Origin of the sequence: Planktothrix sp. PCC 11201, assembly GCF_900009135.1 — a bacterium.
GTDB lineage: Bacteria > Cyanobacteriota > Cyanobacteriia > Cyanobacteriales > Microcoleaceae > Planktothrix.
Genome location: NZ_LT797705.1, coordinates 111,006 through 122,963 on the forward strand (window position 1 = coordinate 111,006; position 11,958 = coordinate 122,963).

Annotated in this window: 12 protein-coding genes; all 12 read right to left on the minus strand. The window is 40.0% G+C overall.

Features of this window, described 5'->3' with window-relative positions:
* Positions 1-2: 2 nt before the first annotated feature.
* Positions 3-2,198, minus strand: a complete 2,196-nt coding sequence (locus PL11201_RS16705) for an FtsK/SpoIIIE domain-containing protein (protein ID WP_079680040.1) — start codon at positions 2,196-2,198, stop codon at positions 3-5.
* A gap of 218 nt (positions 2,199-2,416) precedes the next feature.
* Positions 2,417-2,557 carry a hypothetical protein gene (locus PL11201_RS26520; RefSeq protein ID WP_159451550.1) on the minus strand — a complete coding sequence of 47 codons (141 nt, stop codon included), beginning with the start codon at positions 2,555-2,557 and terminating at the stop codon, positions 2,417-2,419.
* Positions 2,558-2,870: 313 nt separating this feature from the next.
* Complete coding sequence (locus PL11201_RS16710) at positions 2,871-3,239, minus strand: four helix bundle protein (protein WP_079680041.1); 369 nt, start codon at positions 3,237-3,239, stop codon at positions 2,871-2,873.
* 36 nt (positions 3,240-3,275) lie between these two features.
* On the minus strand, positions 3,276-4,496 hold the full coding sequence (locus PL11201_RS16715) for an ISL3 family transposase (protein WP_144017774.1): 1,221 nt from the start codon (positions 4,494-4,496) through the stop codon (positions 3,276-3,278).
* A 359-nt stretch (positions 4,497-4,855) separates the two neighbouring features.
* A complete protein-coding gene (locus PL11201_RS16720; protein ID WP_079680042.1) occupies positions 4,856-5,371 on the minus strand; it encodes a hypothetical protein in 516 nt (171 codons plus the stop codon).
* A complete protein-coding gene (locus PL11201_RS16725; protein ID WP_079680043.1) occupies positions 5,358-5,693 on the minus strand; it encodes a hypothetical protein in 336 nt (111 codons plus the stop codon). Before PL11201_RS16725 ends, PL11201_RS16720 begins: the two co-directional genes overlap by 14 nt.
* 264 nt (positions 5,694-5,957) lie before the next feature.
* Positions 5,958-6,587 (minus strand): hypothetical protein, encoded by a 630-nt coding sequence (locus tag PL11201_RS16730; RefSeq protein ID WP_079680044.1) that lies wholly within the window; start codon positions 6,585-6,587, stop codon positions 5,958-5,960.
* A gap of 2 nt (positions 6,588-6,589) precedes the next feature.
* Complete coding sequence (locus PL11201_RS16735) at positions 6,590-6,805, minus strand: hypothetical protein (protein ID WP_144017791.1); 216 nt, start codon at positions 6,803-6,805, stop codon at positions 6,590-6,592.
* 100 nt (positions 6,806-6,905) lie between these two features.
* On the minus strand, positions 6,906-8,018 hold the full coding sequence (locus PL11201_RS16740) for an IS630 family transposase (protein ID WP_079678737.1): 1,113 nt from the start codon (positions 8,016-8,018) through the stop codon (positions 6,906-6,908).
* A 658-nt stretch (positions 8,019-8,676) separates the two neighbouring features.
* Positions 8,677-9,033 carry a hypothetical protein gene (locus tag PL11201_RS16745; RefSeq protein ID WP_079680046.1) on the minus strand — a complete coding sequence of 119 codons (357 nt, stop codon included), beginning with the start codon at positions 9,031-9,033 and terminating at the stop codon, positions 8,677-8,679.
* 469 nt (positions 9,034-9,502) lie between these two features.
* Positions 9,503-11,215, minus strand: coding sequence for a hypothetical protein (locus PL11201_RS16750; protein WP_079680047.1), 1,713 nt, complete (start codon positions 11,213-11,215; stop codon positions 9,503-9,505).
* A 366-nt stretch (positions 11,216-11,581) separates the two neighbouring features.
* Positions 11,582-11,944, minus strand: coding sequence for a hypothetical protein (locus PL11201_RS16755; RefSeq protein ID WP_234996741.1), 363 nt, complete (start codon positions 11,942-11,944; stop codon positions 11,582-11,584).
* Positions 11,945-11,958 lie beyond the last annotated feature (14 nt).

Below are 11,958 nucleotides of genomic sequence, written 5' to 3' on the forward strand. Positions count from 1 at the left end.
AACTATTTCCTCGGTGGCGAAGGCAAATTAGGAATAAAACTCTTGCCATCAATTAATCCTAATCCATTGGCTTCCAATCGCTGCCAACTGTCATACAAATCCGTTAAATTACTCGCCACCCGTCCCGATAAAAAATCCCGATCTGCCATTGAAGTTGCTTGATTCTTCAAACAAATCCTCACCGCATAATTATAAATTGCCCAATCCTTACGAGTCAACTCACTCAACCCTTGGGACAACTCCCCATCTCTGACAGAAGGCAAACTTTCAGTCGATGTTCCCAAAATTTGTTGCTCAAACTGTTGAAGAAACGCCTGAATTTCATTCTCAGCACACCGAAATAGAGAAACACAAACTCCTTTCGGAATCACAGTTGGTAAGGTTTCACGAGTATGAAATTCAAAAATCTCCAACAAATCCGCATCATGTAAAATAAAAATTCCTGAATCATTGGGTATTAAACCCGAATCCAGATGTTCTAATTGGGGAAGAATCTCTTGAATTTCAATAGAATCTGAAAATTGATAAACCGTATAATTGGACGAATCTGGATACAGCGTGTGCTTCAACCAATTGATAAAATAAGCAGGAGATTTAAAATGAGCTTGAGGAAAACTAACTCTATTTTCAGCTTGAGAATTTGAAGATAAGGGTTTACAATTGTCAGGCTTTAGAGAAGGAGAAGCTGCGCCTCTCAATTGAGACGGTAACAACTCCTGAATCGAGCGCACATACAAACTTTGCAAACGCAACATTGTCCCCCCATCCGAAAAAATCAAATCCCCCTTACCTAATAACCCCGTACAAAGCTTTCCCCATTCCTCCACATCCAAAATCACCGCGCCCGCCTTTGCACTTTGCAACCTCAACCCCAACCGTACCCCCATATTCACCTTAATCTTCGTACTCACCACATCCGCCTTCGGGTACTGAGTAAACAACACCAAATGAATCCCCGCCGCCCTCGCTAAAGCACCCAACCCCTCCACCAAAGCTTCAAACTGCTGCTTAACCTCCTTATCCTTCGTCAAATACTGAATTTCATCAATAAAACAAACAATCCGCGGCAACCGCAACTGTGGCTCCACCTTCGGGTTATAATCCTCCAAATCATTCGCCCCCACCTGCTCAAACCGTTCATATCGTTTCTGTTGCTCGGCATCTAAATTCTCCAACAAATTCAAAGCACTATCCGTATCCCGACAAACCGGATGCCATAACCAAGGCAAAGCATCAAATTCCTGTTTAGCAAACGTGACTCGTTTAACATCAATTAAACACACCTGAACCCGTTCAGGAGGATAGCGTAAAATCAAGCTGGCTAACATCGCCTTCTGTGCTTCCGACTTCCCCGAACCCGTTGCCCCACCCCCCAAAACATGACAAGTATTCGGGTTGGCTAATTCAATTTCCACCAATTGCCCATATAAATTTACCCCCATTGCCATCCGCACAGGTTCTTCATCGGGTAAAACTCGATAAGAAATATAGTTTTCCAGAGGGCAAAACTGCCGTTCTAGTTCACTCAAATTCAGGTCAAACGCCACCCCTTGCGTCAAAGCATGAATTAAAGGCGGTTGCGATAAACCCAAAGCAATTTGAAGATCTCGTTCTCGATTTTTCAGGTCAGCCACCTTCACCTTCACTTGAGCATTCACCACAGGTTTGAGCACCAACCGTTGAGTAGTCGGCCCTCGATGTCCCTCCACCCAATCACAAGGCAAATTGTAATGCAGTAACGCTTCAATTAAAGCTTGTCCTATAGGTGCTAAAGGATGATTATTTGGGGGTAAGGTAACAGTGTTAGAAGCCGCAGGTTGTAAAGATTCAGTTGGATAAGAAGACTGTTCAAGCATCGCTTCCATCACCCGTTCCCGTTGAGTTTCTTGGTAATAGCGAGTCACCGCCAATTGATGTTGATAATCCTCCTCTTCCTGTTGCTCCTCAGCCCGTACCAAGGGTTCTAATTTACTAATCCGAATGGCATGGGATAAACTTACCCCAGACAAAACAATACCACTGCCCGTTAACGCTAATTGCAGCACTTTTAAAGCCGTGGTATTTCTCGGTAAAACAAACGGAGGAATAAATAATAGTAAACTCCCCAAAAACAAATACAGACCACTAATTTTATAAGCGGATTCCAGCGTTTGATTAATTAAGCGACTGCGGTAATTCAGTTGTCGAGGTTGGAACATAACAGCCTAAATCCTAACCCAAGATTAAACTTAAAAACGACTTTCCTTTTTTAATTAGTTTTGAACCCACCGACTCAACAGCCAGAGCAAAATCCCTATCACAGTAGATAAACCCGTAAAGATAAGAATTCCATAAAGTTCCATTAGTTCGATTTTCAGTATCTTAACCCAAGCATCATCTCCAACCCAACCGACTATTTGAGCTAGGATAAATGCAATTAAAAAAAAACAGCGAGTGCCATCCCTGCTGTATTAAATTCACTCGCGATCGCTAATATTAATGTTAAGCTAATACCCATCAGGAATAAATTAGCTCCGATTAAAAGTTGGCAAGGAAGTGAAGCTCGTTTCCAATTCATCAAATATCCCTCGAAGAAAGTGCGTTAAGAGTGCGGTGTGCGAGGTGCGGAGTGCGGAGTGCAAAAGAAAGTGCGGAGTGCGTCAAGAGTGCGGAGTGCGGAGTGCGGAGTGCGGAGTACGAAGAAAGTACGAAGTGCGAAGTGTGGACTATAGGGAAGGAGTAGAGACTCTGGTTAAAAGGTCATTGATTAGATGAACAAAGAATTCACACCGCACCTCGCACTCTTAACGCACTCCGCACTTTCTTTTGCACTCCGCACTCTTAACGCACTCCGCACTTTCTTTTGCACTCCGCACTCTTAAACCACTCTTTTAGGAAGAATCTTTGCGAAGGTAAGTGGTTAAACCTGCGATGAGGGAGATAGTTTCTTCAGCTTTTTTGTACAGTTTATCAAATTCATGTTGATTGATATAATTGACATCTAAGGCTACATAAAGTAAAGACTGAACTTCTGTTGCCGAACCTCTAGCTATATCTAAAAAATGAGCAAAGTCTTTATGACTTTTTCGGGTAAATCCTTCTGCAATATTACTCATACAAGAAACAGAGGCACGGCAAATCTGGTTTTTCAATCCATAATCTTTACTCAACTCCCCAAAATTACAAATCTTGTAAATTTCTCGAACTAATTCTCTAGCTTTCTGCCAAGCTTGTATATCCTCAAACCGTTTAATTCCCATAATGTTTGGTTCTTCAGTATCTAGTATGCTAAAGATTTAGTTAAAATGCCAATTCAGTAAACATCTTGATTGAAAGTTTTTAAAATTTCTGAATCCATAAGCCGAACGTTTAATCAGTTTCAGCTTGTTATTAATTCCCTCAACTACCCCACTGGTTGTTCTATGATCAAAGTAGGCAATAATTTCATCTAGCCATCGAATCATTGTCTTTTGACTTTTCGGGAAATACTTTCTAGCTTCATCTAACCACATCCCCAATTGCCATAATCCCCCTAACCAATCATTTTTTTCCTCAAAAATTTGACGGATTTTTTCTTTGAATTCGTGCATACTTTTTAGGGTAGGAGAAACCTCTTTCACTTCGGCTAGTTTCTGGCTTTGTTGTTCATTCAAATCTTTTTCATTCTTCAAGAGAGCGTATTTACTCTTCTTCAATCCTGCTAAAATTTTTTCGGAATTGGCTTTTTCTGATTCGGACTTTGCTGTTTTTAGTAAATTTTCTTCCTTCAGCCTTTCTTGTTTTCTTTGCCCATCTAACTCCTGATTGATTTGTACCATTACATGAAATCTATCCGCTACCACTTGAGCATTTGGCATGATTTCTAAGACTAAGCTTTTGTATCCTTTCCACAGATCTATACTGACTTCTTCTATCTTTTCTAACACTTCTCTTCCCCACCCCATCAACACTTTTTTGATTTCTTCTTGTGTTCTTTTTTCGAGGATAGCAATTAATTCCGCTTTCTCTAAATCTATTAAAACTGCACAATAATTTCCTTTTCCTTTAATCAATGCTATTTCATCAATTCCTAGCCTTTTTAAATGGCTGGGTTTAAACTCTGCTAATTCTGATGATGCGTCTTTTAACATCCTTTCTATTTCTTCTGTTGTGACCAGCCCTTTTTGGGCGACACTGTTTATATCCTTTTCTAAAACTTCTTGTAGGATTCTATCAGCCAATCTTTTTGTATAAGTCCTTCTTTTTCCGACAAAATCTAAATCCTCACTAAACGGCTTTTTACATTTCTTACATTTGAACTGTCGTCTATTTATTTCCAAAAATACTGGAGATTCTCCCCAAGGTAAATCTTTAATTAGATATCGATGATTTTGATGTAATCTATGGCTTTTTTCCCCACAACGAGGACAGATACTTTCCTGATGGATTGTCTCTATCTCTAAAATTATTCCAATCCCTTTATGCTGATGGCGTGCTCCCACTTTTACTCCTTCTAGCCCCAGAAGTTCTGTGAGCATTTTAATTTCCCTGTTTGAAGCCATTGTTACCCATTTACTCTAAATTTACTCTTTTTCTGATTTCACTTAACAGTACATATCGCTCAACTCTCAACTGGAAAAAGATTTTCAGCTATTGTTGGATATATTTTTCTTCTTTCTTGATCTTATTAACTATAATTTTAGCATACTAGATACTGAAGAACCTAATGTTTTTCCTAATCTTCCTTAATTCTACAAACTCCACACCGCACATCACACTCAAAATGCACTACTTCGCACTTTGCACCTCGCACTCTGTACTTTCTTCGCACTCCGCACCTCGCACTCTGAACTCCGCACTCTTAAAGCACACCGCACACCGCACTCCGAACTCCGCACTATTTATTCTCCCAGGATTTTTGGATTTGCTGACGATACTGAGCAATTTTGTTAACGGCTTGTTTGTTAGCTTGATCAATATTGAGAGACATTTGAGCATATTGAGGTCGAAGTCCATGTAATTTCTGAGCATAATTGGAATTAGCCCCTAATTTTTTAACTTCATTACCTGCAAGTTGACCTTTATAAGCATAATGAGCTAAATGAACTGTTGTATCCGCATCATCAATTTGCTTAAGGGCTTGATAAGATTCTTGAGTATGTTTGGCCGATTCTTTTCTCTGTTTCGCTAATTGTTTGAGAACCACTTTCTCCTCTTTAGAAAAATAGCGAGGTGAATCTAAAATAGGAACCGAACGAATCGAAGCAAAATTACCTGGATTAGTGGGCGAGAAAACAGTGGTATCTGTCGGTTGGAGTACCTGGGATTTATCAATTTGATGAGAGCCATAACCCGAGTTGTTTCCACTTCTTATTCGGCTCCAAGCCTCTAAAATTCGATTAAAAATTCCCATTGGGATTTCTCCTGAAGAATTGAATCCAAACCCGAGTACAAATTAGCTCAATCTGGACTCGATTTGTTTGAACTTGAATCTGTCGTCGCCCCAGGATGTAACCGATACTGGCTGACATGACACTAACAGCAATAATCAACAGCCATTGGGTTGAAATTATAAAGCGAATGGGGTTAATCAACAATTTTAAGGAAGTTGAAATCGCCACTTTGTAATCATGAAAAACCAGAATCATCAAAGTTGTCATCAAAGTGACTGCTATTGAAAGTTGTCGAACTTGCTGTTGTCCTCGTTGTTGCCGTTTTCGAGTGTATTCATTCATCAGGACAACCCAAACATCAACGCCGAGGTCATACTGACAGGATATACAGAAGTCGGCTGAGACCAATAATGTTGTAGTTGATTGAGGAGGTTTTTGAGGTGTTTCATATCCTGAGATGGAGTAGAAGTAGACAAAGAAGAAAGGGTATTTTTGAGTTCAGCTACTATACCCAGCAAATCTTGTTGCTGAGAAAGCTGGGTGTGTTGGAGGCTTAACAGTTCCTCCAACAAAGTGTTAATGGTATCGGTCTGATGTTCACTAACTTCAAGATGCGCTTTTAAGCGCTGGAAAGCAGTTAAGCACTTGCCCTCCCAATTGAGCTTGCTGTGTGGGATATTCTAAGTTACGGCGCTCCTGTTTGCCTTGTTCGGCGGCGGTATTGAAAGCCGCTACAAACTGTGACACCGTATCCTCAAGTTTGGCATTGCCATCAGAAGTAGACCCAAACCCAAAAACCTCTAAAAGAATCTTATCATCAAGCATTTCTTGAATTTTAGGAGCCACTGTTTGAGCAATTTGAGAAGTTTTTTGCTCCCAACGTTCATACAACCCCGCACCAGAAGAATCATAAACAGAATCAGTTGTTGTATTGGTATTGACTTGACTTTGTAATTCTTCAATCCAAAATCCAATAGCTTCTTCAATTCGGAGTTGTTTCCGTCCTTCACTGCGACTATCACGAATTGCAATAATTTGATTCAGCCAAATGGTCAATTGTTCAGAATTAACTAATTCCAAATTCATCCGAAACTTTTGGCACAACTCACTGAGGATATAACGAATTACATTACTCCCCACAGCTTGTCCTTTGGAGGTCACAGATTGACCTAACTGTTCTAAATCAATGCCATATTGGCTGTAATCAGTTGAATTTCCATTGGTTGTGTTTGTCATATTTAACCTCGATTTTGACGTTTAGATAAATTGCGAACTCGGTCTAATAAATTGGGGCTATAAGCGAGCCATTCATCAGGATTAAATCGACCCCACCTGACTTCATCAAGGGCTTTTTTCTCTCCCAGGGTTAGGGACATAATCCGAAAGGCATCAAGAATTTTTTTGCCTTCTTCTGAAATTAAGGTTCCGTATTCGCCTTCATTGAGTTGGGGCATGACCGCTTTTAAGAGGCGATACACTTTACGGAATTGGGGACGATTAACATTCCACAGGCTCGACTCATAAATGACTTGTTCGGGGTAAGCTGTTGTGCATTTAAACTGTGATTATAGCATTACCTTTGTTTTTAAGTTTACGTCCCCATTTAATAGATAACTGTCCCTCATTTAAAAGCTGATGCAATAAACACTCTAGCTCATCAACTGATTTAAAGAGTCGATTAGCAATATATTCTTTAGCTGAATGCCAGACCAATTCAATTAAATTATAATCTGGACTATATTCTGGAAGAAATTCTAAATAGATATTCGGCATTTCTGCTTTGATTTTTTCTAGGTATTCTTCTTTTTTGTGAAAACTTGCATTATCAAGAATAATGACAATCTTGGCTCCTTTTTCTACAAATTCTTCTGCTTGATTTCCCGCTAATACCCACTCATGAATTAGCTCTTGATAAAAACTTTTTAACACTTGATAAAAATTATTTGCATTCCCTTTATCCAGAAATTCTACAAATCTTTTTTTGTCCGAGTACCTCAATCCTCCCATAACATTAACTTTTCCTTTTCTTCTGTCTCCTCTAATCTTTCTCCTCTTTCCTTTTTTACACCAGTTCTTTCTTTTTATTACTCTTAAATTAAATCCACTTTCATCCCAAAACCATACCTGTAATTGTTCTGGACTTTCTTTTGTTATTTTTAAATACTCTTCTATTTTATTTTTAAATAATTTCCTTTTTTCTGGATCTCTTTTCTCTTCCAAGCTATACTTTGCCCACAAGTAAACATACTTTTTTTTCTTTAATATCCTTCTCACTTGTGAACCACTTAATTTTATTTCTGTGATTTGTTCTAAATAAGTTGCCAATCTTTCTCCTGTCCATCTCCCAAATTCATATCCTAATTCTTCCGGTTCTTTTTCTACAGTTTCTAATAATATCTCTATATATTTATCTGTGGCTTTTCTATAATTTCCTTTCATTCTTTCATCTTTTAGGCTTTCTAACTTGTCCGGATCTCCATGTACACACCAATAACATACTTTATTTATTGAACATCCCAAAAAATTGGCAATTTCACTTTGTTTTTTACCATCATTTAGCAATAGTAGAATCAAGATTCTTTCTCTAATTTGTCCATTTTCTTCCTCTTTCAATCTTTTCTGTAGTTTCTCTACTTGCTTTTCATTTAAGTGATTTTTAGCAGGCATATTTTTATTGATTTTTCTAAACTTAGTTTTTCATTATACCCTATTTAGATGCTTAACAGCTTAATAGGCTCTGTTGTTAACAAAGACAACTCTGGGGTCAATAATTTGAGCTTCTTTGATTTCTAAACAGATTTCGATAGTTTCACTCATTCGACTGATTTAAGTTTGTTTAGGGGTGAATCTGAGTCAATTCTAATTTCTCAAATCTTAGAAATTGAATTTAAGGTCAGAAAGAACCCCGTTCAAACTAATTTCCATTGGTCTTGGTGAACATCCTATTAAAGAAAGCCGATAACTGTCAATTTATTGCTGTCATGAATACGGTATTTTTCTAATTCAATTGAGGCGAGATTTGCTGAGTCAGCAAGAAGTTGTTCTTGGAGGTGAAAGGCTGTTGTTAATTGGGGGTTTTGCTGAGTGCTGAGTGCTGAGTCAGCAGATTAGAAATAGGGGGAGGAATTTAGGAAGGTTTAAGAGGAGTTGGGGAATTTTAAACAATTGTTGGAGATGGGGGGAAGGAGCAAGCGATCGCCTAAACAAGTTTATAATTTTCGATTAAGCTCATCTATGGAACAGCTAAAAGTATTGACCCTATTGTCCATTGCCTATTCCCTTTTGCTCAGAAATTTTTAACACCAATCAAATAGAATTGCTATAGTTATTCAAGCTGAGGTTGTGTAACAGTCTGAACAATTCTACCGTGATAAATAATTTGTAGGAGTAAGTCTTGTTGTCTAAGCATTAATTGAACACTTTCTGGGCAAGATTTAAAATCCGTTTCAACCCATCTGTAAATCATTCGTTCTTTGCGTCCGGTAATTTGACAGAGTTCTCGAACACAAGCGGCTGTGTACCCCCATTCTTGAGGTTGAATATTGTGGAGAATTGGAACCCAACGCGCACAATATTCTGTGGGGTGGAGAGGAACGGATAACAACTGACGAATTGTGCGAATTTGCCGTAATTTTTCAGTTTGAATTGATGGGGACTTGTTAGGAAAGTATTGGGGCTGCATAGTTTTTATAAAGAGTGTTTTAAGAGTGCGGAGTGCGGGGTGCGGAGTGCGTTAAGAAGTGCGGAGTTAGGAGTGTGAAATGGAGGGTGGAGGGCAGGAAGCAGACGGTCGATGATTGAGTTAGGACTGAGGATTTAGAGGTGAGGAAGATATTGTTGAAGGCTGAAAAGATAAAGGTTAAATTCAGGGGAAATTAAAATAAAATCAAGGAAAAAAAGAATTTAAAACACCTAGAGTTTGAAAAAAAATATTAAATTTTAAGTTAATAATATAGCCGATTTAATAGGTTTTAACTCTTTCTTTTTCCTTGTTCTTTAGCCTTAAATATACAGGTACATTCCACCTACTCACTAAAACGCCTCCAACTCCCCACTCCGAACTTCGCACTCTTCAAGCACATCGCATTTCTTAACGCACTCCGCACCCCGCACTCTTAGAACACTCCGCACTCTTAGAACACTCCGCACCCTTAAAGCAGAGGTTGGAGTTGGCAAGGTTCAAACAGTTCTTGGTAGGTTTGTCCGCTAACCGGATGGATGATGCTGACCCACCAATAACCGGGACGCTGTTGATATGCTTTGTGGATGGTTCCTTGCATCCCGGCGAAGATGTTTTTGGGGTCAAAGTTGACTTGCACTTGAACACCTGGTTGCAGGTGGGGCTGGATTTGTTGATTAAGGCTTTCGCGCCATTGCAGGAGTTCTTCAAGTTGGGCTTCTAATTGCTCGGTTGTGGAAGTTTGTTCAAGTCGGACGTGACCCGGCTCACTGAGTAACGTTTCTAAGTGCTGTTGTTGTTGAGCAAGTTGTTGTTTGAGATGTTGATTTTCGCTTTTGAGAAGACTGAGTTGGCTTTGAGCTTGTTCAACACCACTCATCCGCTCGAACGTCCATCCGGCTTTAACATCGTTTTGATCAAGTACGCCAAGCCATTTGGTTTTGGGGCGGTTGTAGGTGTCTAATTCGAGGATTAAGTCATCAACAACGCCTTTGTGTTCTGGGGAATAAACTCGGATGCGATCGCCCACTTTTAATTCACTTAAAGGCACTGGGACGAATTTGGGTTTGAATACGGTGGGTTCGTTGTCAGGGGAGGAAGTGGGTTGTTGTAATTGGGCAATCAGTTCGTCTTTGTGCTGAAGTTGGGTTTGCAATTGTTCGAGTTGTTGCAAATAGGTTTGGGAAAGTTTTTGCTCTAGGTATTCGAGTTTTTGGATCAATTCGGCGTTTTTCTGACGTTCGGTGGCTAATGCAGCTTCAAGGTTGTCTGTGGGAGTGCTTTGAGGTTGTGGCGGGATAACAATGGTTTGGGGGTCAAGGTGAGCGCACTGGTGTTTGATTTCTCGTTCGGTTTGTTTGATGTCATGGATTAACTGGGCTTCGGCATCCCCTGTGACAGCTTCAGAGAGTTCTTGTTCAAGTTGGACTTTATACAGGGTGAGGCGGGCTAGGCGAAGGGCGGTTTCAGAAGGCTGTTGGGGTATTAGGGAGGATGTTTTGTAGCCTTTTTGGGTTAGTGCTTCATCCAGGTGTTTGAGTTTCATGGTGGCTTCAGCTTGATCTTTTGTATCAGCTTGAGCAAATTCTTGGGCAAGGGTTTGGAGGTGCTGTCCTTCTTGGGGGGTGAGGTTGTAACGTTTAGAAATCTTTTGCCAATCTTGTTCTGTAACGATTTGTTCGGCTTTGGCTTGTCGGACTTCTTTTTTTGTGATCTTCCCTCGCTGGGTTAAGGCTTCTACAATGGCTTCTGAGGCGTGGGTCAGTTCTCGCAGGGCGGCTAAACTCCAGTGTTGCACTTTGTTGAGGATGCGCTGCTGCAACCGAGGTTTGAGGGAATCAAACCATTGGCTGATTTTTATTAAGGATTCGGCGATCCATTTGGAGGCTCCCCAGTCGCTACTATTGAGCCAATTTTTGAAGCGTTTTTGGCCGTCTTGGGGATTGGTGCGATCGCATAAATTGCTTAGGAGTTGGCTAAGTTGGCGACCGAGTTCAATCCCTTGGCTGAGGGTGCGCTGCACAAAGTTTAAGGTTTGATTGAGGGTTTGTTGGGCAAGGGGAGCCAATTCACCAAAACTTGAATAGTCGTAGTCGTGGGAAAACGAGTCAGAAAGCTCCAAGTGGGTCGGAAGGTTAAAATCAACTTGATGAGCCAGGAAAGATGCAAGGGTGGCTGTTGTCATGTTAAGTTGTTCCTTAGAAATTTATTTGTTTTTTTGAAAAGCTGGCCTAGCCGGGTCAGCTTTTTGTATTGAATTAATCTTCAATCCGTAATAAGTCGTCAATTGTGATTTCAGGTTTTCCTGTTAGTTGCCTAACCCAATCTCTAAGTTTGACTAAAGTTATGAACTCGCATTTGGTTAGAGTTCCTGCCTTAGCAGCAGATAAGGTTCGGCGATCTACTTTGAGACCTTTGAGTAAGAGTTCTTCATAGGCAGCATTGATCGATAAGCCTTTGGGTCAGTAAGGACGTGAATCAACCCTCAGCCGGAAGGCTTGTGACTCTCTTTAACTATTATACGATATAATCGTATACTTTAATCCAAGAATTAGTTAAGTAAATCATCAGGTTTGACCAATTCTCGGATCTGACGGATCGTGTCTTCCTTTTTAAGCGTTACCAAAACCGAGTCAGGACGGCCTGAAAAGTCAGGGCCCCAACTTTCTACGGTACGAGGAGATAATCCTGTTGCTACTGCTATCTCTTGAACACAGGCTTTATAATACCCCCATTCTCCAGGTTGTTTTGTCTTGATCCATTTTTCACAGAAGTCCTTGGGTTCCATTCGATTTGGTGCATCAATTTGAGAGTTTTCGATTATATGATGCACTTGAGTTACCCCATTAAAATTTTTAATCTTTTGAATAATATACGATTTAATCGTATAAATATTTGAGCGACAATATAACATGGAAACATTGGAAA